At 47.7% G+C, this 22,241-nt stretch carries 20 protein-coding genes; 16 read left to right on the top strand and 4 right to left on the bottom strand.

Annotated features, from left to right (window positions below; translation table 11 throughout):
- Positions 1 to 3: 3 nt before the first annotated feature.
- Complete coding sequence (locus KI350_RS02300; RefSeq protein ID WP_035338206.1) at positions 4 to 597, bottom strand: TetR/AcrR family transcriptional regulator; 594 nt, start codon at positions 595 to 597, stop codon at positions 4 to 6.
- Positions 598 to 795: 198 nt separating this feature from the next.
- Here KI350_RS02300 and cstA point away from each other — a divergent pair, with 198 nt between their 5' ends.
- Entirely contained in the window at positions 796 to 2,592 is a 1,797-nt protein-coding gene (cstA, locus tag KI350_RS02295; RefSeq protein WP_065643644.1) for a carbon starvation protein CstA, read from the top strand.
- 31 nt (positions 2,593 to 2,623) lie between these two features.
- Here cstA and sspI read toward each other — a convergent pair whose 3' ends face one another.
- Entirely contained in the window at positions 2,624 to 2,836 is a 213-nt protein-coding gene (gene sspI, locus KI350_RS02290) for a small acid-soluble spore protein SspI (protein ID WP_023855460.1), read from the bottom strand.
- Between the two features lie 118 nt (positions 2,837 to 2,954).
- Between sspI and KI350_RS02285 the strand changes: the two genes are divergently transcribed.
- The 3 genes from KI350_RS02285 to pheT all read left to right on the top strand — a co-directional run bounded on the left by KI350_RS02285 (position 2,955) and on the right by pheT (position 7,528).
- Positions 2,955 to 3,701 carry a TrmH family RNA methyltransferase gene (locus KI350_RS02285; protein ID WP_065643645.1) on the top strand — a complete coding sequence of 249 codons (747 nt, stop codon included), beginning with the start codon at positions 2,955 to 2,957 and terminating at the stop codon, positions 3,699 to 3,701.
- Between the two features lie 362 nt (positions 3,702 to 4,063).
- Positions 4,064 to 5,098, top strand: coding sequence for a phenylalanine--tRNA ligase subunit alpha (gene pheS, locus KI350_RS02280; protein ID WP_003184229.1), 1,035 nt, complete (start codon positions 4,064 to 4,066; stop codon positions 5,096 to 5,098).
- Positions 5,099 to 5,113: 15 nt separating this feature from the next.
- Complete coding sequence (gene pheT, locus KI350_RS02275) at positions 5,114 to 7,528, top strand: phenylalanine--tRNA ligase subunit beta (protein ID WP_065643646.1); 2,415 nt, start codon at positions 5,114 to 5,116, stop codon at positions 7,526 to 7,528.
- A 287-nt stretch (positions 7,529 to 7,815) separates the two neighbouring features.
- On the opposite strand, the gene KI350_RS02270 is transcribed toward pheT, so the two are convergent.
- Complete coding sequence (locus tag KI350_RS02270; RefSeq protein WP_065643647.1) at positions 7,816 to 8,616, bottom strand: zinc-dependent metalloprotease; 801 nt, start codon at positions 8,614 to 8,616, stop codon at positions 7,816 to 7,818.
- Between the two features lie 499 nt (positions 8,617 to 9,115).
- Here KI350_RS02270 and KI350_RS02265 point away from each other — a divergent pair, with 499 nt between their 5' ends.
- Complete coding sequence (locus KI350_RS02265) at positions 9,116 to 9,343, top strand: hypothetical protein (protein WP_065643648.1); 228 nt, start codon at positions 9,116 to 9,118, stop codon at positions 9,341 to 9,343.
- 537 nt (positions 9,344 to 9,880) lie between these two features.
- Here the strand turns inward: KI350_RS02265 and rnhC are convergent.
- Entirely contained in the window at positions 9,881 to 10,822 is a 942-nt protein-coding gene (rnhC, locus tag KI350_RS02260; protein WP_020452507.1) for a ribonuclease HIII, read from the bottom strand.
- Positions 10,823 to 10,973: 151 nt separating this feature from the next.
- Between rnhC and zapA the strand changes: the two genes are divergently transcribed.
- From zapA to trxA, 11 genes are all read left to right on the top strand, one after another.
- A complete protein-coding gene (zapA, locus tag KI350_RS02255) occupies positions 10,974 to 11,231 on the top strand; it encodes a cell division protein ZapA (protein WP_020452506.1) in 258 nt (85 codons plus the stop codon).
- An 8-nt stretch (positions 11,232 to 11,239) separates the two neighbouring features.
- Positions 11,240 to 11,776 (top strand): CvpA family protein, encoded by a 537-nt coding sequence (locus KI350_RS02250; RefSeq protein ID WP_023855455.1) that lies wholly within the window; start codon positions 11,240 to 11,242, stop codon positions 11,774 to 11,776.
- Between the two features lie 143 nt (positions 11,777 to 11,919).
- Complete coding sequence (gene polX, locus KI350_RS02245; protein WP_020452504.1) at positions 11,920 to 13,635, top strand: DNA polymerase/3'-5' exonuclease PolX; 1,716 nt, start codon at positions 11,920 to 11,922, stop codon at positions 13,633 to 13,635.
- 16 nt (positions 13,636 to 13,651) lie between these two features.
- A complete protein-coding gene (locus KI350_RS02240) occupies positions 13,652 to 16,009 on the top strand; it encodes an endonuclease MutS2 (RefSeq protein WP_023855454.1) in 2,358 nt (785 codons plus the stop codon).
- 18 nt (positions 16,010 to 16,027) lie between these two features.
- On the top strand, positions 16,028 to 16,432 hold the full coding sequence (locus KI350_RS02235; RefSeq protein WP_003184198.1) for a DUF350 domain-containing protein: 405 nt from the start codon (positions 16,028 to 16,030) through the stop codon (positions 16,430 to 16,432).
- Between the two features lie 207 nt (positions 16,433 to 16,639).
- Complete coding sequence (locus tag KI350_RS02230; RefSeq protein ID WP_020452502.1) at positions 16,640 to 18,319, top strand: long-chain-fatty-acid--CoA ligase; 1,680 nt, start codon at positions 16,640 to 16,642, stop codon at positions 18,317 to 18,319.
- A gap of 141 nt (positions 18,320 to 18,460) precedes the next feature.
- Positions 18,461 to 19,063: a fatty acid metabolism transcriptional regulator FadR gene (locus KI350_RS02225; protein ID WP_065643649.1), complete on the top strand. Its 603-nt coding sequence runs from the start codon at positions 18,461 to 18,463 to the stop codon at positions 19,061 to 19,063.
- Between the two features lies 1 nt (position 19,064).
- Positions 19,065 to 19,841, top strand: a complete 777-nt coding sequence (locus KI350_RS02220) for an enoyl-CoA hydratase (protein ID WP_212930425.1) — start codon at positions 19,065 to 19,067, stop codon at positions 19,839 to 19,841.
- A gap of 31 nt (positions 19,842 to 19,872) precedes the next feature.
- On the top strand, positions 19,873 to 20,646 hold the full coding sequence (locus KI350_RS02215; RefSeq protein ID WP_020452499.1) for an electron transfer flavoprotein subunit beta/FixA family protein: 774 nt from the start codon (positions 19,873 to 19,875) through the stop codon (positions 20,644 to 20,646).
- A gap of 49 nt (positions 20,647 to 20,695) precedes the next feature.
- Positions 20,696 to 21,673, top strand: a complete 978-nt coding sequence (locus tag KI350_RS02210; protein WP_020452498.1) for an electron transfer flavoprotein subunit alpha/FixB family protein — start codon at positions 20,696 to 20,698, stop codon at positions 21,671 to 21,673.
- A 212-nt stretch (positions 21,674 to 21,885) separates the two neighbouring features.
- Positions 21,886 to 22,200 (top strand): thioredoxin, encoded by a 315-nt coding sequence (gene trxA / locus KI350_RS02205; RefSeq protein WP_020452497.1) that lies wholly within the window; start codon positions 21,886 to 21,888, stop codon positions 22,198 to 22,200.
- Positions 22,201 to 22,241: the final 41 nt, after the last annotated feature.

Genomic DNA, 22,241 nt, shown 5'->3' with positions numbered 1-22,241 from the left:
CCCCTATTTAGTTATTTTTCTTGTTGCATAATCGAACGTATCGACAATTTCTGATATCATGTCTTCCTTATCTGATATATCTTGATTTGCGATTTTGGTCCCAAGAGAATCGATGACGCTTCGGACGGTTCTGGCCATAATGTGCGGGGAAAACTGCCTGAAACTCCCTTCTGTTTCCTGTCCCCACTTAAAAATTTCAACTAATGGCTCATATATTGATTCATCTTCATTCTGGTAAAACAGCTCGCCGGTTTCTGTTCGTAGGTTGGATACCACCTCAATGATTGCGGTCACGTAAGCTCGGTGTTCATACATGAATCTGAGATTTGATTCAATGTATGCGCGCAGTGTCGCCGGCGCACTGTCTGAACCATCCATGAATTTTTCCATATAAGGTGCTGCAAGTCCGTAGCAATACTCAACAACAGCCTTCATAAGCTGCATTTTATTTCGAAAATGATACGTAACGACTCCTTTGCTGATTCCCCCCTTTTTTGCGATATTGCCGATCGAGGCATTCGCATAGCCTTCTTCCACAAGCACTTGAATAGCGTCTTCAATAATTTGCAGTCGTCTTTTTTGTGATTTCGTATTCATGGCTCAATTTTAGTACGATCGTGCTAAAGTGTCAATAAGAATATGAAATCAAACTGAGAGGTCCGGGTGCTCGTCTATAACAAAAGGAAGCTGTCATAAAAAGCGAAGATGGAGGCCGTGTCTTTTTTCGAAAAAAGATGATTGCGCTTACAAAAAATATGAGATATGTTAAAAAAGAAACAAAGGGGGGGGAATTGGATGAATGCAATAACAATTGTGATCGCTTCCATCTGTATTTTGGCGATCGCCTATCGTTTGTACGGAACATTTATGATGGTGAAAGTGTTGAAGGTTGATGATGACAAGCCGACTCCTGCCCATCTCCAGAACGACGGCAAAGATTATGTGCCGACGAACAAATGGGTGTCTTTCGGCCACCACTTTGCGGCCATCGCAGCCGCGGGGCCGCTTGTCGGGCCGATCTTGGCGGCGCAGTTCGGCTACTTGCCGGGACTGTTGTGGCTCTTGATCGGAGCGGTGATCGGGGGAGCCGTGCATGATATTGTCGTTTTATTTGCGTCCATGCGGAGGAAGGGAAAGTCGCTTTCAGAAGTGGCGAAAGAAGAGCTCGGGCCTGTTGCGGGATTTTGCACGGGGCTTGCGATGCTGTTTATTATTACGATCACGATGGCGGGGCTGTCGATGGTTGTGCTTCATGCGCTTGAACGCAATCCGTGGGGGACGTTCGCCGTTGCGATTACAATTCCGATCGCGATGGGGGTCGGTTTATTTTATAAAAAGACAGGCAACTTAAAATTAGCGTCAACCGGCGGATTTATTTTACTGATGGCCGGTGTCTTCATCGGACCGTCCATCGCGGAAACGCCGCTTGGAGACGCCTTGACGCTTGATACGAAAACGCTTGCTGTCGCACTTCCTGTCTATGCTTTTTTTGCAGCTGCGCTCCCTGTATGGCTGCTGCTTGCGCCGCGCGATTATTTGAGCAGCTTCATGAAGATCGGGGTGTTTATCGCTTTGATTGCCGGGGTGTTCGTCGTCAATCCGGCGATTCCGTTTCCGGCGTTTACCGAGTTTACGGGCGGAGGGGGACCTGTATCGCCTGGTCCGGTTTGGCCGTTTATTTCAATTACGATCGCCTGCGGTGCGATTTCCGGCTTCCATGCGTTTGTCGGTTCAGGCACGACGCCGAAAATGCTTGATAAGTGGAGCGATATGAAATTCGTCGGCTTTGGGGCGATGCTCGTTGAGTGTCTTGTCGGCATCATGGCGCTGATCGCGGCAACGGCATTGCAGCCGGGCGATTATTTTGCCATCAACAGTTCGCCTGAAGTCTTTCGGACGCTTGGCATGAATGTCGTCCACCTGCCTGAACTCAGCCGCGAAATCGGTCTCGATCTTGAAGGAAGAACAGGCGGAGCTGTTACCCTTGCCGTCGGCATGGCTTATATTTTTACGGATATTCCGTTTTTCAGCCATTTGGCCTCTTACTTTTTTCAATTTGTCATCATGTTTGAAGCCGTCTTTATTTTAACGGCGATTGATGCCGGTACAAGGGTGGCGCGTTATTTGATTCAAGACTTTTTCGGAGAAGTGTACAAACCGCTGAAAAAAACGGACTGGCTTCCGGGTTCGGTCGCAGCGAGCGCCGTTGCCTGTTTCATGTGGGGGTATTTGCTGTATTCAGGCGACATCAGCTCGATTTGGGCGCTGTTTGGCGTATCCAACCAGCTGATGGCATCCGTCGGTTTAATTATCGGCGCGACGGTCATTTTAAAAATAGCGGACAAACGGCGTTATATGCTGACATGTCTCATTCCGCTCGCTTATTTGTACGTAACGGTCAACTATGCGGGATACTGGATGATCAAAAACGTTTATTTTAATGCGGAAGCTGCCGGTTTCAGCGTTTTAAACGGCATTTTATCAATTATTATGCTGCTGCTGGGGCTGGTGATCATGGCGGCTGCCATTAAAAAGTGGACGGAGATTTGGCGCGATCCGGCATTGCGGATGGAGCCTTCTATTCCAGGATGAAAATAAACCGGGGCCGTTTCAGGCCGCCGGTTTATTTCGTTTTTAATCCTTGTTCCAATGTCTCAAGCATTTCAGTTTTATCCGATTCAGTTGCGTGCTGCCAGATGACCTCGAACAACACACCTAATCCCGGAAGCATTTTTTCTTCACCGCTTTGGATCGCATCGACGATCGTGTGCTCAAGCTCTTCTTGCGAGTTTCCTGATACATTGGCAATAACGGCATGGCGCAAATTCAAATCCATCTTTTTTCACTCCATTTCATCAAATCTGATTTTCTATATTCTGCCTCGCTTTCGGGTTTATTATGTATCATTGATGAGATATAATGTGACTATTGCGAGACAAAGGAGTCAAAACGATTTGAAACGAATTGAATCAGCCAAAAATCAAAAAGTGAAGGATTGGAAAAAACTTCATACGAAAAAAGAGCGGACAAAAACCAATACTTTCTTAATAGAAGGCGAGCATCTCGTTGAGGAAGCGCTGAAGACACCGGGTGTTGTGAAAGAAATCATGGTCCGAGACGAAGCGGATTTCCCGGCCGCGCTTGATGAGTCTGTTGCCCGCTATATTTTGAGCGACGATGCTTTCTCGGCGATTGCCGAAACAGAGACACCCCAGGCTGTCGCCGCTGTATGCCGAATGCCTGAAAGCGGACCTTTTCAATACGAAAAGCTGCTGCTTGCGGATGCTGTGCAAGATCCGGGCAATTTAGGGACGATCATCCGGACGGCAGACGCGGCGGGGATCGATGCCGTTGTGATCGGACAAGGCACTGTCGACCCCTACAATGCCAAAACGCTCAGATCGGCTCAAGGTTCGCATTTTCACATTCCGATTTTAAAACGCGAGCTTTCGGAGCTGATTGAAGAGCTAAAGGGAAAAAGCGTCCCGGTATACGGCACAGCGCTGCAGGATGCCGTGCCATTTAGAGAAGCGGAGCCGTCGCAGTCATTTGCGCTATTGATCGGAAACGAAGGATCGGGGGTCGATCCGGATCTCCTCGCACAGACCGACCAAAATCTGTACGTTCCGATCTACGGAAAAGCGGAGTCGCTGAATGTGGCGGCCGCAGCCGCGGTCCTTCTTTATCATCTCCACGGATAACCGGTTGCACAGGATCATGTAATTCACTATAATGAATGTAATATGTTTAAAAACAGTGATAGAGGCTCCGTTTTTTCACATGTCGCCATTTAGGGAGAAAATGCCTTAGACTGCAAGCATTTTTATGGCAGGCCGGAAAAACGCTTCACCTCTTGAGTTGTCACCGGGACCGCGTCTCTCGAGGGATGTGTAAAGGTGAACCGGATTCATTCCGTTATGCCAATGAAGTAAGCAGCAAAGCTTTTTTGCTTTGTTTTAAAAAAGGGTGGTACCACGGCCACGATTCGTCCCTTTCATTATGAAAGGGGCTTTTTTTATTGCCTAAAATAACAGGTTGCTACATAAAAGGAGGAGTTTTTAAGATGCAGGAAGAGCTGAAACGGCTTGAGAAAGAAGCGGTTGAAAAAGTGGAAGCCGCTGGTTCATTAAAAGAAGTCAACGATGTCCGCGTTGCGTACCTGGGAAAAAAGGGACCGATCACGGAAGTGCTTCGGGGAATGGGAAAGCTGTCCGCTGAAGAAAGGCCGAAAATGGGCGCCTTGGCGAACGAAGTAAGAGAAAAAATCGCCGCGGCGATTGCCGAAAAAAATGCCCGCCTAGAGGAAGAAGAGGTGAAAAGGAAGCTGAAAGAACAGACGATTGACGTGACGCTTCCGGGAAGCCCTGTAAAAACAGGAGCGAGGCATCCGCTGACGATCGTTATTGAAGAAATCGAAGACTTGTTTATCAGCATGGGATATTCGGTGGAAGAGGGTCCTGAAGTAGAAACCGACTACTATAACTTCGAAGCGCTCAACCTTCCGAAAGAGCATCCGGCCCGCGATATGCAAGACAGCTTTTATATTACGGAAGATACGCTGATGAGAACGCAGACGTCTCCCGTCCAGACGCGCACGATGGAAAAGCATAAAGGCAAAGGCCCTGTCAAAATCATCTGCCCCGGCAAAGTATACCGCCGCGACAACGATGATGCGACACACTCCCATCAGTTTATGCAGATTGAAGGTCTCTGCGTTGACCGCGATATCAGCATGAGCGACTTAAAAGGAACGCTTGAAACGGTCGCGAAAAAGATGTTCGGCGAAGAGCGCGAAATCAGACTGCGTCCAAGCTTCTTCCCGTTTACAGAGCCGTCTGTCGAAGTCGATGTTTCCTGCTTTAAATGCGGAGGCAAAGGCTGCTCCGTTTGTAAACAAACGGGCTGGATCGAAATTCTCGGCGCTGGAATGGTGCATCCGAACGTGCTCGAAATGGCCGGATTCGATTCCAAACAATATCAGGGATTTGCATTTGGAATGGGTGTTGAACGGATCGCGATGCTGAAATACGGCATTGACGACATTCGTCATTTCTATACGAACGATGTCAGATTTTTATCTCAATTTAAACAGGCTTAAAGAGGAGGACGCGTGATGTTTGTTTCATATAAATGGCTGCAGGAATACGTGGATTTAGATGGGATGACTCCCGAGATTCTCGCTGAAAAGATTACGAGAAGCGGAATTGAAGTGGAAGGCATCGAATATAAGGGAGAAGGAATGAAAGGCGTTGTCATCGGACATGTGCTGGAGCGCGAACAGCATCCGAACGCCGACAAGTTGAATAAATGCCTCGTCGATATCGGCGAAGAAGAGCCTGTCCAGATCATCTGCGGGGCTCCGAACGTGGACAGAGGGCAAAAAGTAGCCGTCGCCACGGTTGGTGCGGTATTGCCCGGCAATTTTAAAATCAAAAAAGCGAAGCTTCGCGGGGAAGTGTCTAACGGCATGATCTGCTCTTTGCAGGAGCTTGGCATTCAAGGCAAGCTTGTGCCGAAAGAATATGCGGAAGGCATCTTCGTCTTCCCGGGCGATGCAGAAACCGGTGCGGACGCCCTTCAAAGCCTGGCGCTCGACGATGCGGTTCTTGAACTGGGACTGACGCCAAACCGCGCCGACGCCATGAACATGCTCGGCGTTGCCTATGAAGTGGCTGCGATTCTCGGCCGCGAAGTCAAGCTTCCTGAGACGGCTTATCAGGCAGGCGCCGAAAAAGCGGCGGACTATATTTCCGTCAAAATTGAAGATACAGAAGCCAATCCTTTGTACGCGGCAAAAATCATTAAAAACGTCAAAATCGGCCCGTCGCCGCTTTGGATGCAGACGAAGCTGATCAATGCCGGCATCAGACCGCACAACAATGTCGTCGATATTACGAACTTTGTTCTGCTCGAATACGGTCAGCCGCTGCACGCGTTTGACTATGACCGTTTCGGCTCAAAAGAGGTCGTCATCCGCAAAGCGTACGAAAATGAAACGATAACGACGCTTGACGAACAAGAAAGAACATTGACGCTTGAGCATCTTGTCATCACAAACGGTTCTCTTCCGCAGGCAGTCGCAGGCGTAATGGGCGGAGCGGACTCCGAAGTCTGTGAAGATACGGCGACAGTGCTGCTTGAGGCCGCGTATTTTAACGGCCAGACCGTTCGCAAAGCATCAAAGGATCTCGGTCTTCGCAGCGAATCAAGTGTCCGCTTTGAAAAAGGCATCGATCCTGCACGGGTGCGCCTCGCTGCAGAACGCGCGGCAGATTTGATCAGCCGGTATGCCGGAGGAACCGTCTTGGAAGGTACGGTCGAAGAAAACCATCTTGACATCAAAGAGAATGTCATCCGCCTTTCCGTTGATAAAGTGACGAAGGTTCTCGGCATGTCCATCAGCAAAGAAGAAATGGTCAACATTTTTGAAAGGCTCGGCTTTGCCGTTGAAGACGCTGAACGTGAACTGGTCGTGACGGTTCCATCAAGAAGAGGCGATATTGCGATTGAAGAAGATTTGATCGAAGAGGTCGCAAGACTGTACGGATATGACAACATTCCGTCGACACTGCCGGAAGTAACAGGCTTTGCGGGCGGACTGACGCCTTATCAGGACAAGCGCAGAAAAGTAAGACGCTTCCTGGAAGGAGCAGGGCTTTCCCAGGCGATCACATACTCATTAACAAACGATAAAAAAGCAACGGCTTACGCATTGGAAAAATCGTTTAAAACAATCCTTTCGCTGCCGATGAGTGAGGAAAGAAGCGTGCTGAGGCACAGTCTGCTTCCTAATCTGCTTGATTCGGTCGCATACAACCTGGCCCGGCAGTCTGATTCTGCGGCATTTTATGAGGTCGGTTCAGTTTTCTTAAAAGCCGAAGAACATACGAAACCGGTCGAAAAAGAACACGTCGCCGGAGCCGTGACAGGCCTGTGGCACAAAAACCTCTGGCAGGGCGAGAAAAAGCCGGTTGATTTCTTCGTCGTCAAAGGCATCGTCGAAGGTCTGTTGGAAAAGCTCGGTATCACCAAAGGCATCGAATTCGCTCAATCTGAAAGAAAAGAGCTTCATCCTGGGCGGACGGCCAATATTTTGCATAACGGCTCATTAGTCGGCTTCATCGGCCAGCTGCATCCGTCAGTTGAAAAAGAGCTGGATCTGGGCGACACGTATGTGTTTGAACTGGACCTGCACGAGCTCCTTCGATTGGATGTACCGGAGATCACGTATACACCAATTCCGAAGTATCCTTCTGTTACCCGAGATATCGCGCTTGTTGTAAACAAAGAAACAGCGGCCGGTCAGCTTGAGGACGTCATCAAAACAGCAGGCGGCAAATGGCTGAAAGAAGTCCAAGTCTTTGACGTCTACGAAGGCGAGCACATGGAAGAAGGCAAGAAATCTGTCGCCTTCAGCCTGCAATATTTGAATCCTGAACAAACATTGACTGAAGAAGAAGTGACAAAAGTCCACGACCAAGTGCTGAAAGCACTGGAGGATGCGTATCAGGCTGTATTGAGAGGATAACCGGTTCCCAGCCCAATTGAGGCTGCCCGGCTGCAGTACAAAAAAAGCGTCTCCGCTTTATGCGGAGACGCTTCAGCGTGTCGACAAACCCTCGCATTCGTTGTCAGGTCTGCGCGTCGGTGCTCACGAATTCCAACATTCGCTCCGCTCCGATGCTCGGCCTTCCTAGACTGCAAAGGTTTTCAATCACGCTGAAAAGATGACAAAACCCCAAAACAAAAAGCCGTTTTGGGATTTTGTCAACAATCTGAGGCGTCTCCGCTTTATGCGGAGACGCCTTTTTATAATTATTGATACCAAATTTTATTTTTCTCGATCAGGCTGTTGTGTTCCGCATCCCAGACATCGACGGTGTATGCGTAATCGTAGTTCATAATGCAACGGATGCCGCTTCCTTGCGGATCATGCTCCACCCCGAAATTATGGGAAAATTCGTGTCTTTGTGCTTTTGCCGTATTTTCCGTTCCCAGGTCGAACGTGACGCTGAAAGCAGGACCGTCCGGTTTAACAGGGTATTGAAAAGCAATGCCGCCCGCTTCAAAATTGTCGTTGGCTGTAAAGCCGGCTACGAATTTATAAGGCCGTCCTTCGAATTTGTCCGCCAGGTTGTCAAGAATGTCAGAGGCATTGCTTCCGGAAGAACTCCATGGGGCAACAGCTTCCACGACAAAATCAATATCGTGGTCGCGGTTAAACATTTCGTCCGCCTCTTCAACGATGTTGACGATTCTCGTTTTCCAGTCTTTGTGTTTCTGCCGGTACTGCTTATCAGCCACCGCGAGGACACTTATCTTTTGCTTGCCCGTGCTTGCCTGAGTCGAAAATTTACCGTTGTTTACATTCTTTTTAAATGTGATCGTACTCGTTTCATTTCCTTTCTCATCCAGCACTTTTGTTTTCGTTGTTTTTTCAATGTGAACTTTGCCTGTTAAATCTTTATAACCTTCCTTAGGTTTAGGCAATGCTTCCTTATGAATCCCTTTTGCTTCATGAGTATGCTCATGACCACCCGTTTCCGCGACTCCGTCCGCCCCGGGTATTAAACTTGCAGAAAGCAATAAAGTAAAGAATAAAGACCGTTTTTTCATTTGAAAAATTTCCTCCTTAGTTTTTAACAGACTAAAGATTCGTCTAGTTAACTAGAAATCCCTTCTTTCTATCCAAAAAGAGGAAAATATACATAGGTTCTTATGACAAACCTTTCAATGTAACTACAAAGTTCGTTAAAATCAGACAAGAAATCTGCCATTTGACAGTGATTTTTAAACAGAACTATAGGCCTTTTGTTTGCTAATATTCTGATAAATCGTAATATTCTCTAGCGAAAATGATCGAAATTCAGCAAAGATTGCTGAGCTTTGAATTGCCTGCGGGAATAGAAGTAAGAGAAAGGCACTGCTTGGCTGTTTCGCATAAATAGACAAGCCGTCCGCCTCTATAACCTTATTTTGTACCTAATTTCTTCTCTCAATAAATGTTAACCAAGTCACATTCCTCTGGCCCGCTGGAAAAAACTATTTCATATTTCTTTTTTTTAGTATAAAATCATTAATAGTTCAAAATAACCATTCAGAAAGGATTGGTACTATGACAAAAAACCCAAGCAACAGTACTCAAACATTTATCATTTTAGGCTGGATATGTACCGGTATATCACTACTGCTTTTTCCAATTTTATTTGGTGCAGGAGGAGTTGTTTTTGGATATCTAGTAAGAAGTAATGGGAAAGTCCAACACGGGACAATCATGATGATCGCAGCTATCGCTTGTGGTTTATTTGGTGTTGTATTAGGAATGGCTTCTGCCGGATATTAAATTCATTCCAATCGATAATGAGAATCCGAGGCAGAACAGTATACATAAAAAAGCAGGCCGACGGGTCTGCTTTTTACTTGATTATAATGCCGGGATGCCAATAGGCCATAATCTCAGCACGCAATGTTTGCAGCCTCTTCATCTTCCTCCCTAATCTTGTCGGGCTCATAGGCCCTTTCCCGTAGGATAAGCGCATCCATATATATGTGGAAGATTTCCGTGATTCTAATATAACTAAGAACATATCATGATTAAGAAAAGCCTCATCTCATTATATTAATCAGGAGATAAAATGAATGATGGTAAGAGCATGAAGTTCATTACGTCCTGTCAAGACAATACACGATTCCGTTTCAAATATTTACTGTGAATGGATCGAAGAAAGAATTCGTAAGTTTCATTGCGAAGAGCCGGGATGAATGCGGGATATAGCCACAAGCGGAAATACTCCTTGGAACTCCGTGAATTGGTCTCTCGAGCTTCCTGCTAAAACAGCTGGGAACCCTGATAGTCAGGAGTTCCCGCTTTTTGGTGTATTCAGTTTTTCGACGCCAGGCGCACCGCTTTCTGTGTGTTCGCAAAATGGCGTTTCGTGAAATGACCGAGCGCTGCTTCGCCGTGTTTCTTGATCAGCTTTGCCGCCGCTTCATCGACGAGCGGACCCGCTCCTTTCGGGAGCGTCATCCCGGCTTCTTTCGAAAGCTTATCCATCTCCATTAAAAATGAATAGCGTGCGATGATCGAAGCCGCTGCAACTGAAAGATGGATGCCTTCCGCTTTTGTGCTGAAATATGTACGTTCTTTGATGGCGTTTTTGCCGGCCAGGTGTTTAAAATAGACGGCAGGTTCTGCGAACTGGTCAATTAAAATCGCTTCAGGCCGGGTTCCGTCCAATTTTTTGAGAAGGTTGCCGATCGCCTGGTTGTGGAGAAGGGCCTTCATTTTTCCCTGGCTCATCCCTTTTTCCTGCATTTCATTATACTTTTCATTTCTCAAGACGAGCAGGCTGTAAGGAACTGTCTTGATTAAGTCGCGCGCGATCTGAACGATTTGCGGATCTTTTAAGTTTTTTGAATCTTTAACACCGAGTTCCTTTAACAGCGGCAGCTTTACCTTGTCAGCGTATACGCACGCGACGGTGATCGGACCGAAATAATCGCCTGTCCCGACTTCATCGGAGCCGATCACAGACATGGAACCGATGCCTTCAGGCGGCTGATAGACGGACGGGATGCTTTTTTTGGATGCGGGCTTTTTGGCAGCCGGTGTTTCAGCATCCGCCGTCCAGCGCTCCGCTTCCTTTTCCGCGTTTTTTCCTTGGAACAGCACCTTCCCCGACCGGTATGCTGTAATGGTGCAGCCCTGTGGTTTGGCCTGGAAAACCGCGCCCTGTACGGAAAGGGAAGTCATGTGAGGCCCGTAGTGGCTTTGCATCCGTTCAATAACAGACGGGGGAACTTTTAAAACAGAATGTGACACGTTCTAATCTCCTTTATTAGCTGCTTAAACAGGCTAAATCATTGTTTTTATAAGTGTATCATAACAGCGGAGGGCTCGTCTTTCCATTCAATCTCTAAACATGTTATGATATAGACTAGGATTCTCGCATAATTGGAATGGAGGAGAAACGTTGTCTGATGGTCAAAAAACGAAAACAACAGTTGACATCTACGGTCAGCAATTCACAATTATCGGCGATGAGAGCAAGAGCCATATGAGGCACGTTGCCTCGATTGTGGATGATAAAATGAGAGAAATCAACGAAAAAAATCCGTATCTTGATATAAATAAACTGGCCGTTTTGACGGCTGTAAATGTGGTTCACGATTATTTGAAGCTGAAGGAAGAGCTTGAGAGATTAAAAGGACAAATTAAAGAAAAGGATTGAACATCACGATGCTAGATATCATCATTATCATTTTGCTTTTGTCCGGTTTGTTTATTGGACTCAAAAGAGGGTTTATCCGCCAGTTTATCCGTTTGGTTACGTTTATCGCAGCGATCGCTGTGGCCGCAACCTATTACGGCGACCTTGCACCTAAGCTCGGCTGGATTCCGTCTCCCGACTTTACGGGCGGCCAGTCTGCGCTGGCGTTTGTAAACGGAAGCCTTGAAGGCGCTTATTACAATATGATTGCGTTTTTGATTCTCTTTTTCCTGACGATTATCCTTTTGAGAATTGCCGCATCGTTTCTGGATGCCGTTGCAAGCATACCGGTTCTCAAACAGATCAACCAAGTACTTGGAGCCGTGCTCGGTTTTGCGGAAATCTATCTGTTCGTGTTTGTCGTTCTGTTCATCGGAACGCTTCTGCCGATCGATGTTCTGCAAAACATGATGGCCGGTTCGGTGATGGCTGACTTGATCATTCATAAAACACCGTTTTTATCAAACATGTTAAACAATCTGCTGCATCAGTACGGATCTTTGTAAAAACTTCTCTGTTTGTAGGGAAGTTTTTTTTCGGGGCTCTTGAGAACCCCGAAAACTGTCGAATAGGCCTGTTTGTTGTAGGATCAGCCAAAAATTTGTATGATTGAAGCAGGATGAACGAGGGGAAACAAGAGGTGAACAGCATGCATAAAAAAGATATCATCAAATTGCTTGAAACGATTGCGATATATATGGAACTAAAAGGGGATAACCCATTTAAGATCTCCGCTTTCAGAAAGGCTGCGGCAGCTCTTGAACAAGACGACCGGAGCCTCTCGGAAATCGATGATATGATGTCCCTGTCCGGGATCGGCAAAGGCACGTATGCCGTCATCAAGGAATATATGGACACGGGAGCGTCCGGTACGCTGGAACGATTAAAGGAAGAGGTTCCGGAAGGACTTGTCCCGCTTTTGAAGCTGCCGGGCCTCGGCGGCAAAAAAATCGCCAAGCTGTATCAGGAGCTCGGTGTCTGTGATGCGGCGTCTTTAAAAGAGGCATGCGAACAGCAAAAGGTTCAGGGGCTTGCCGGATTCGGCAAAAAAACGGAAGAAAAAATCCTGCAGGCTTTAGGTGAAGCGGGGAAACGCCCTGAACGGTACCCGATCGCGGTCGCTTTGGCTGTCGCTGACATCATCGAAGAACAACTTGAAGGGCTCCAGGGCCTCATCAAGTTTTCGCGGGCTGGAAGCCTGCGCCGTGCCAAAGAAACGGTGAAAGACCTCGATTACATTATGGCTGTCACTGATCCGGAACTGGTCCGGGAAGGACTCTTAAAGCTTTCGAACATCAAGGAGGTCATTGCCGCAGGAGATACGAAAGTGTCTCTCACATTTGCGTTTGAATACGAAATCAGTGCGGATTTCCGGCTGGTGACGGAGGAACAGTTCCCAACGACGCTCCATCATTTTACCGGATCAAAAGACCACAATATCAAAATGCGCCAGCTTGCCAAAGAAAAAGGCGAAAGAATCAGTGAATACGGCGTCGAAACCGTTGAAACTGGAGAAATTAAAACCTTCTCAAGCGAACAAGAGTTTTTCGCCCATTTCGGGCTTCCGTTTATTCCGCCCGAACTGCGGGAGACAGGAAGAGAAGTTGAGGACTACCGCGATGACATCGGACTCGTTTCCGCCGAGGATATTCAAGGAGACCTTCATATGCACTCGGCTTGGAGCGACGGTGCTTTTTCGATCAGGGAAATGGCGGAAGCCTGCATGGCAAAAGGGTACCGCTATATGGCGATCACAGACCATTCCCAGTATTTAAAAGTGGCAGGCGGTTTGACGCCTGAGCGCCTGCGCATGCAGGCGAAGGAAATTGATGAACTGAATAAGGAATTGACCGATTTTCATATTTTTAAAGGCGTGGAAATGGACATCCTGCCTGACGGAACGCTAGATTATGACGATGAGCTGCTGGCGGAAATGGACCTTGTCATTGCTTCGATCCATTCAAGCTTTTCACAGCCGCAGCATGTCATCATGAAGCGGCTTGAAACCGCACTGATGAATCAGCACGTTGACATTATCGCTCATCCGACCGGCCGTCTGATCGGAAGAAGGGCGGGTTATGAAGTCGATATTGACCAGCTGATCGAGCTTGCGAAGAAAACGAATACCGCCTTGGAACTGAACGCAAATCCAGCGCGGCTCGATCTCAGGATGGAACACTTGATGAAAGCGAATGCTGCCGGAGTGACACTCGTTATTAATACGGATGCCCACAACACAGCGATGCTTGACGATATGAAAACGGGCGTTACGGCAGCGAGAAAAGGATGGACGCCAAAGGCCAATGTATTAAATACCCGCTCCTTTGAAGAAGTCCAGGCATTTTTGTCGCGCCATCGATCTTAAGGAGGTTTAATGGACGTTGCAGCAAAAAGCGCTATCAGCACTTGAATTTCATAAAGTAAAAGAACAGCTCACAGAGCATGCGGCATCTTCTTTAGGGAAGGAAATGCTTTTGGAACTCAAACCTTCCCGTTCGCTCGAAGAAGTCAAAAAGCTGCAGGAAGAAGTCGATGAAGCAGGAACCGTCCTGCGTTTAAAAGGAAACGCCCCTTTCGGAGGCCTTACCGACATTAGAAAAGCGTTAAGAAGGGCGGAAATCGGCAGCATTTTAAGCCCGGCGGAATTGACCGAAATATCGGGTCTGCTATACGCAGCAAAACAGATGAAGCATTTTCTCGAAGGCCTGTTCGAAGACGGGGTTGAGATTCCTTGTCTTCACCAATATGCAGAAAAGCTCATTCCGCTTTCCGAATTGGAAAGAGACATCAATTCGTGCATCGATGATCATGGAGAAGTGCTAGACCATGCATCTGAGACGTTAAGGGGAATCAGGACGCAACTGCGGACGCTTGAATCAAGAATCAGGGACCGGCTGGAATCAATGTTGCGTTCTTCATCTGCGCAAAAAATGCTGTCGGATACGATCATCACAATTCGCAACGACCGCTTCGTTATCCCTGTCAAACAGGAGTACAGATCAAGCTACGGAGGAATCGTGCACGATCAGTCGTCTTCCGGCGCGACATTGTTTATCGAGCCTCAGGCGATTGTCGATATGAACAATGCGCTTCGCCAGGCGAAAGTAAACGAAAAACAGGAGATTGAACGGATTTTGCGCGTCCTGACAGAAAAGACGGCAGAGCACACAAATGAACTCTTTCACGATGTCAAAGTGCTTCAGACGCTGGACTTTATTTTTGCAAAAGCAAAATACGCCAAAGCGACAAAAGCGGTTAAACCGGCTGTCAATGCTGACGGCTATGTCCGCCTGATTCAAGCCCGCCACCCGCTTTTGCCCCTGGATGAAGTCGTTCCGAATGATATTGAGCTCGGCGGAGAGTATACGACAATTGTCATCACGGGCCCGAACACGGGCGGTAAAACGGTGACGCTTAAAACGCTCGGGCTTTTGACCATTATGGCGCAGTCGGGATTGCACGTACCAGCGGAAGAAGGATCAGAAACCGCCATATTTGATCAAGTATTTGCCGATATCGGCGATGAACAGTCAATCGAACAAAGCTTAAGTACGTTCTCGTCACATATGGTCAACATCGTCGATATTTTGAAAGACATGACGGAAAACAGCCTTGTGCTTTTTGACGAGCTCGGCGCCGGGACAGACCCGCAGGAAGGCGCGGCCCTTGCGATCAGCATCCTTGATGAGGTGTGCCAGACTGGCGCGCGCGTCATTGCCACGACTCATTACCCTGAGCTGAAGGCATACGGCTACAATCGCGAAAATGTCATTAATGCAAGCGTCGAATTTGATATCGATACACTGTCGCCGACCTACAAGCTGTTAATCGGAGTGCCCGGCCGAAGCAATGCGTTCGAAATTTCGAAGCGACTCGGGCTGCCTGATTACCTGATCGGCCGCGCAAAAGCGGAGATGACGGCCGAGCATAATGAAGTTGATACGATGATCGCATCGCTGGAAGACAGCAAAAAGCGCGCCGAGGCGGAGCTGAACGAGACAGAAGCCATCCGCGCCGAGGCTGAAGCCCTTCACCGCGACCTCCAGCAGCAGATCAGCGAATGGCAGGAGAAAAAAGAAAGGCTCTATGAAGAAGCGGAGCAAAAAGCGGCTGAAAAAGTCAAAGAAGCGATGAAAGAAGCAGACGAGATCATCCAGTCGCTCCGCATGATCAAGGAAGACCATAAAGCATTTAAAGACCATGAGCTGATCGAGGCGAAAAAACGCCTTGAAGAAGCGGTGCCTTCGTTTGAAAAAGCGAAAAAGCCGGCTCAGAAAAAAACGGACAAGCGCGAATTAAAACCGGGCGATGAAGTCAAGGTTTTAACCTTTGGTCAAAAAGGGACGCTGCTCGAAAAAACGGGTGCGGCCGAATGGAATGTTCAAATCGGCATTCTGAAAATGAAGGTTAAGGAAAAGGATCTGGAATTCCTGAAATCGGCACCTGAACCCGAAAAACAAAAAACGATCGCCGCCGTCAAAGGAAAAGATTATCACGTCTCGCTCGAACTCGACCTTAGAGGGGAGCGGTATGAAAATGCGCTTCACCGGGTTGAAAAATACTTGGATGATGCGGTGCTTGCGGGCTATCCAAGAGTCTCGATCATCCACGGAAAAGGAACCGGCGCCCTCCGAAAAGGCGTTCAGGACCTCTTGAAATCCCACCGCAATGTGAAAAACTCCCGGTTCGGCGAAGCGGGAGAGGGAGGATCAGGCGTCACCATTGTCGAATTAAAATAAAAAAGGGAGTCTAGAAGGATGAAAGAGTTTTGGGAGAACAACCTTGTGGAAATTGCCGCGTACTACAGCGTTTCCGTTTTGTGTCTTGTGATATTTTTATCTGTGTTTGAACTCGTCACCACCTATAAAAATTGGGAGGAGATTCAAAAAGGAAACATGGCGGTCGCGATGGCAACAGGCGGAAAAATTTTAGGCATCGCCAACGTGCTGCAAAAATCGATCAGCCAGCATAATTCCCTGCTGCAAATGATGGGGTGGGGGCTGTTCGGTTTTATCCTGCTTTTGATCGGCTACTTCATTTTTGAATTTCTGACGCCGCGCTTTAAAATTGACAAGGAGATTGAAAACGACAACCGCGCAGTCGGCTTCATTTCATTCGTCATTTCAGTCGGCCTGTCATTTGTCGTGGCTTCGGGTATCTAAAGGGGATCAACATGGAGAAATTAGCGAAAGTCCTGTTTTTCACAGCTGGGGTATTTGTGGTTATCGGCCTGATTTATATGATCTTTTATGCTTGAAAAAGGTGTCCTTTAAAAGGGCGCCTTTTTAAAAAGAAAAAATATCATTACTTTCTGAATATTGTTTTGATATACTGAAATCAAGAATATATTGTTTAAAAGGGGGGAGCTTATGCCGACTGAAAAACCGTGGCTGCGTCATTATCCCGAACAAATTCCTCACGAGCTGCAATTTGAAGATCAAACACTCCATTCCATCCTGCAACAATCCGCCCAACAGTTTTCTGAAAAAACAGCGATTCATTTTCTCGGAAAAAAATGTTCGTACCGGCAAGTTTATGAGGACGCTTTAAAAATGGCAGATTACCTGCTGTCACTCGGCATTCAAAAAGGAGACAGAGTCTCGATCATGCTGCCGAACTGCCCGCAGGCGGTTATCGCGTATTACGGCGTTCTTTTCTCCGGCGGCATCGTCGTCCAGACAAATCCGCTGTATACGGAAAGGGAGCTTGAACATCTGCTTCATGACAGCGGGGCAACCATCATCATTACGCTTGACATGCTGTACCCGGCAGCATATAAAATGAAAGCGCTGTCAAATATCCGGCACATCATTGCGACAAGCATAAAAGATTACCTGCCTTTCCCTAAAAATCTGCTGTACCCAATCGTGCAAAAAAAAGAGAATCAAATGTCGGTTGAGATCAATGAAAATGAGACGACACACCTCTTCCGAACCATCATGAAACGCCCCGTTCCAAGCGGTCCGCCGGGGATTGAAATCGATCCGGCCCACGACATTGCCGTCCTGCAGTATACCGGAGGCACGACAGGCACGCCAAAAGGCGTCATGCTCAGCCACCGCAACATACTAGCCAATATGGAGATGTGCGATGCCTGGTTTTATCAATTGAATAAAGGGGAGGAGAAGGTGCTGGGGATCGTCCCGTTTTTTCACGTCTACGGAATGACGGCCGTCTTGAATTTCACGATCAGGCAGGGATATGAAATGATTCTGCTGCCGAGATTTGACGCGCGCGCAGCGCTGAAAACGATCGATAAAGAAAAGCCGACGATATTTCCGGGGGCACCGACGATATATATCGCCCTGTTGAACCATCCTGATCTTCACCAATTTGATCTGTCGTCAATTAAGAGCTGTTTGAGCGGATCTGCAGCGCTTCCTGTTGAAGTCAAACAGCAGTTTGAAAAGGTAACGGGCGGAAGGCTTGTCGAAGGTTACGGAATGTCTGAAACCTCGCCCGTCACTCACGCCAATTTTATTTGGGATTTGAATAAAGCGGGCAGTATCGGCTGTCCTTGGCCTGGTACAGACGCGGCTATCTATTCGGAAGAAACCGGCGGTTTTCTCGGACCTTATGAGCATGGAGAAATCGCCGTCAAAGGACCGCAGGTGATGAAGGGCTACTGGAACAATGATGAAGAAACCGCTCAAAGTCTAAGGGACGGCTGGTTTTTTACAGGAGACATCGGCTACATGGATAAAGACGGCTTCTTTTATATTGTCGACCGCAAAAAAGACGTGATCATTGCCGGGGGATACAACATTTACCCGCGTGAAATCGAAGAGGTGCTCTATGAGCACGAAGCCGTTCAGGAGGCGGTTGTTGCCGGCATCCCTGATGAATACAGAGGAGAAACGGTTAAGGCTTTTATAGTGCTGAAAGATCATGTTACAATAACAGAGAAGGAATTGGACGAATATGCCAGATCGCGTCTGGCTCCTTATAAAGTGCCGAAAGTATACGAGTTCAGGGACGAACTGCCGAAAACGGCAGTCGGGAAGATTTTAAGAAGAGCGCTCGTTCAAGAAGAAAAAACCGGCGTCTGAAAAAGCGAAGTCTGCCGTCGATTTTGACGGCATGCTTTTGTGGTGCGATTTGAGTTTAGCTTCTTGACAAAGCGTCCATTTTTATTTACGATAAACTCATGAATGAGTATTCATTCATTAATTTGAAAGGAACGAAGCCAATTGAAACAAAAGAGACCAAAGTATATGCAGATTATCGACGCAGCTGTCATTGTGATTGCAGAAAACGGATACCATCAGGCGCAGGTTTCGAAAATCGCCAAGCAGGCCGGAGTGGCGGACGGCACCATTTATCTTTATTTTAAAAACAAAGAAGATATTCTCATCTCGCTATTCAAAGAGAAAATGGGACAGTTTATCGAGCAGATGAACGAAGAAATGGCAGCGACTAATTCGGCGACAGAAAAGCTCTCGCTGTTCATCAAAAAGCACTTTGAACTGCTCAGCAGCGATCGCCACCTCGCGATTGTCACCCAGCTTGAGCTGAGGCAGTCGAATCTTGAGCTGAGGCTGAAAATCAATGAGATTCTCAAAGGGTACTTGACGATCCTGGAAGACATCATCACCGAAGGAAAAGAAGCGGGAGAATTTAAGAACACGCTTGATGTCCGCCTGGCGAAGCAGATGATTTTCGGTACGGTGGATGAGACGGTTACAACCTGGGTGATGAATGATCAAAAATACGATCTGCCAAAGCTGGCAGACAGCATTCATGAATTGCTGATCCATGGGTTCGGCAGCCAAAAGACGAAGGAGGAGAAATAAAATGGCAGCATTAACATACGCCGTAGACGACTATATCGCAACCATTACGATTCAGCACCCGCCGGCAAATGCGCTATCGACGCAAGTGCTTGAAGACCTTTCCGCATGTCTTGAGGAGCTTTCAGAACGTCAGGATGTCAGAAGCGTCGTGATTCACGGGGAAGGAAGATTTTTCTCGGCAGGCGCTGACATTAAAGAGTTTACATCATTGATGGACGGGTCTGATTATGCAAATTTGGCTGATAAAGGCCAGCAGATTTTCGAAAAAGTAGAATCTTTTCCAAAGCCCGTGATCGCCGCGATTCACGGAGCTGCTCTTGGAGGAGGTCTGGAGCTTGCGATGGCATGCCACATCCGGATTGCCGAGGAGAGCGCTAAGCTCAGCCTTCCCGAACTGAATCTCGGAATCATTCCCGGCTTTGCGGGAACGCAGCGCCTTCCGAAGTATGTGGGCACCGCCAAAGCGCTTGAAATGATCGGGACATCAGAGCCGATATCCGGCAAGGAAGCTTTTGAATACGGCCTTGTCACGATTTTGGCGGCGAATGAAGAAGAAGTGCTGCAAAAGGCACAAGAGCTCGCGCGAAAATTCGCTGAAAAAAGTCCGCAGACGATGGCTTATGTCATTGAACTCCTGAATTCGAGCAAAGTGTATTCGTATGAAGGCGGCCTCAAGCTGGAAGGAAAATACTTCGGCGAAGTGTTCCAATCGGAGGATGCGAAGGAAGGGATTCAGGCATTTCTTGAAAAGCGGAAGCCGCATTTTAAAGGGAAATAACAAACGTGAAAACAAAGGGGATGAATAGAACATGAACATTTATGTCTTAATGAAGCGCACGTTTGATACAGAGGAGAAAATTCAGATTGAACAAGGGGAAATCAGCACGGATGGAGCGGAATTCATCATTAACCCGTACGATGAGTACGCCATTGAAGAAGCGCTTCAGCTGAAGGAGAAGCACGGCGGTGAGATTACGGTTGTCACAGTCGGCGAGGAAGAAGCTGAAAAAGAACTCAGGACGGCTCTGGCGATGGGGTGCGACAAAGCCGTTTTGATCAACATTGAAGACGATCTGGAAGAAGCGGACCAATATACGGCGTCAGCCATCCTATACAACTATTTGAAAGACCGCGAGTATGACATGATACTCGGCGGGAATGTGGCGATCGACGGGGGATCGGGACAGGTGGCGCCTCGTTTGGCCGAGCTGCTCGGCATCCCTTGTATCACGACGATTACAAAGCTGACGGTAAACGGCGGAGATGTTGAAGCGGAACGCGACGCCGAGGGTGACCTTGAAGTGATCCAAACGTCGCTTCCAATCGTAGCGACTGCACAGCAGGGGTTGAACGAACCGCGTTATCCGTCACTTCCGGGAATCATGAAGGCGAAGAAAAAGCCTCTTGAGGAGCTTGAACTTGATGATCTGGACATCGACGAGGAAGACGTGGCCGCCAAAACAAAAACGATCGAACGGTTCCTGCCTCCGAAAAAAGAAGCCGGGAAAATCCTTGAAGGGGAGCCGGAACAGCAGGCGGCAGACCTTGTATCACTGCTGAGAAGCGAAGCAAAGGTCGTTTGAAGCCGAAGGGAGCAAAAACACGGTCATTAAAATACAGGGGGAAATGGACATGAGCAAAAAAGTTATCGTATTGGGAGAGTTCAGGGACGGTTCGTTGAGAAATGTGACATTCGAAGCGATAGCCGCAGGAAAAACGGTTGCCGAAGGGGGAGAGGTGATCGGTGTTCTCTTCGGTGAAAGCGTTTCAAGCAATGCGGCACAACTGATCCATTACGGCGCTGACAGAGTGCTTACAGCCGAAAACCCGCTCTTGAAAAACTATACGTCTGACGGCTATGTTCAAGCCTTTATGCCGATCATTGAGCGCGAAAGTCCGGACGTGATCATTTTCGGCCATACGTCAATGGGCAAAGACTTGTCGCCGAAGCTTGCAGCCCGTATGGGAACAGGGCTGATATCAGATGCCGTCAACGTCGAAGTAGCCGGCGGCAACATCGTGTTTACAAGACCGATCTACTCAGGCAAAGCGTTTGAGCGGATCATTTCCGAAGATGAAACGATTTTTGCAACGATCAGACCGAATAATATTGCCCCGCTCGACAAAGATGAGACGCGAACGGGAGCGGTCGAAAGCATCGAAGCGGATATTCGGGACATCAGAACGGTTATCAAGGACATTGTCAAAAAAACGTCCGAAGGCGTCGATTTGTCTGAAGCGAAAATCATCGTAGCCGGCGGCCGCGGCGTCAAAAGCGAGGAAGGCTTTAAACCGCTGCAGGAGCTTGCCGACGTACTGGGCGGCGCGGTCGGCGCTTCAAGGGGAGCCTGTGACGCAGACTACTGCGACTATTCGCTTCAAATCGGCCAGACCGGCAAAGTCGTAACTCCAGACTTATATATCGCCTGCGGCATTTCAGGAGCGATTCAGCACCTCGCAGGGATGTCAAACAGCAAAATCATCGTTGCCATCAACAAAGATCCGGAAGCCGACATCTTTAAAATTGCCGACTACGGGATCGTCGGCGACTTATTTGAAATCGTTCCGCTGCTCACGGAAGAATTTAAAAAGCTGAGCGTCAGTACTTGATCAAAAGCCGGCCTGAAATGGCCGGCTTTTTACATAGGCACATTTCCGCCTTTTGCAAAATAACATGGAATAAGGACATTTTTAGAAAGGCTAAAATCCCGATGTGTAAAACTGCGCAGATAGGGAAATGTATAATCAAGCATTATGTTAGCGTGAACCAAAGGGAGATGCTATACTAAAAAGCATAATTTCACAATTGGAGGAATGAAAGAATGGCTATCGTAAAAGCAACTGATCAAACATTCTCATCTGAAACAAGTGAAGGCGTAGTTCTTGCCGACTTCTGGGCTCCTTGGTGCGGACCTTGCAAAATGATCGCGCCGGTACTTGAAGAGCTTGATCAAGAAATGGGAGACAAACTGAAAATCGTAAAAATCGATGTTGACGAAAACCAAGAAACTGCCGGCAAATACGGCGTGATGAGCATCCCGACTCTCCTCATACTAAAAGACGGCGAAGTGGTTGAAACATCTGTCGGCTTTAAACCGAAAGAAGCCCTTGAAGAACTGGTCAACAAACATTTGTAAAATAGAAACCTGTGAAAAAGGCGATTCCAAAGGGATCGCTT

Source organism: Bacillus sp. J41TS8, from assembly GCF_018333035.1.
Taxonomy (GTDB): domain Bacteria; phylum Bacillota; class Bacilli; order Bacillales; family Bacillaceae; genus Bacillus; species Bacillus paralicheniformis.
Note: the sequence above shows the minus strand (reverse complement) of the source record. Positions and strands in the feature narration are given on the sequence as shown.

Excerpts from the sequence above, each read along its gene's own strand:
- KI350_RS02300 (WP_035338206.1), bottom strand. The coding sequence starts at position 597 with ATGAATACGAAATCACAAAAAAGACGACTGCAAATTATTGAAGACGCT.
- cstA (WP_065643644.1), top strand. The coding sequence starts at position 796 with ATGAATGCAATAACAATTGTGATCGCTTCCATCTGTATTTTGGCGATC.
- sspI (WP_023855460.1), bottom strand. The coding sequence starts at position 2,836 with ATGGATTTGAATTTGCGCCATGCCGTTATTGCCAATGTATCAGGAAAC.
- pheS (WP_003184229.1), top strand. The coding sequence starts at position 4,064 with ATGCAGGAAGAGCTGAAACGGCTTGAGAAAGAAGCGGTTGAAAAAGTG.
- pheT (WP_065643646.1), top strand. The coding sequence starts at position 5,114 with ATGTTTGTTTCATATAAATGGCTGCAGGAATACGTGGATTTAGATGGG.
- KI350_RS02270 (WP_065643647.1), bottom strand. The coding sequence starts at position 8,616 with ATGAAAAAACGGTCTTTATTCTTTACTTTATTGCTTTCTGCAAGTTTA.
- KI350_RS02265 (WP_065643648.1), top strand. The coding sequence starts at position 9,116 with ATGACAAAAAACCCAAGCAACAGTACTCAAACATTTATCATTTTAGGC.
- KI350_RS02250 (WP_023855455.1), top strand. The coding sequence starts at position 11,240 with ATGCTAGATATCATCATTATCATTTTGCTTTTGTCCGGTTTGTTTATT.
- polX (WP_020452504.1), top strand. The coding sequence starts at position 11,920 with ATGCATAAAAAAGATATCATCAAATTGCTTGAAACGATTGCGATATAT.
- KI350_RS02235 (WP_003184198.1), top strand. The coding sequence starts at position 16,028 with ATGAAAGAGTTTTGGGAGAACAACCTTGTGGAAATTGCCGCGTACTAC.
- KI350_RS02230 (WP_020452502.1), top strand. The coding sequence starts at position 16,640 with ATGCCGACTGAAAAACCGTGGCTGCGTCATTATCCCGAACAAATTCCT.
- KI350_RS02220 (WP_212930425.1), top strand. The coding sequence starts at position 19,065 with ATGGCAGCATTAACATACGCCGTAGACGACTATATCGCAACCATTACG.
- KI350_RS02215 (WP_020452499.1), top strand. The coding sequence starts at position 19,873 with ATGAACATTTATGTCTTAATGAAGCGCACGTTTGATACAGAGGAGAAA.
- KI350_RS02210 (WP_020452498.1), top strand. The coding sequence starts at position 20,696 with ATGAGCAAAAAAGTTATCGTATTGGGAGAGTTCAGGGACGGTTCGTTG.
- trxA (WP_020452497.1), top strand. The coding sequence starts at position 21,886 with ATGGCTATCGTAAAAGCAACTGATCAAACATTCTCATCTGAAACAAGT.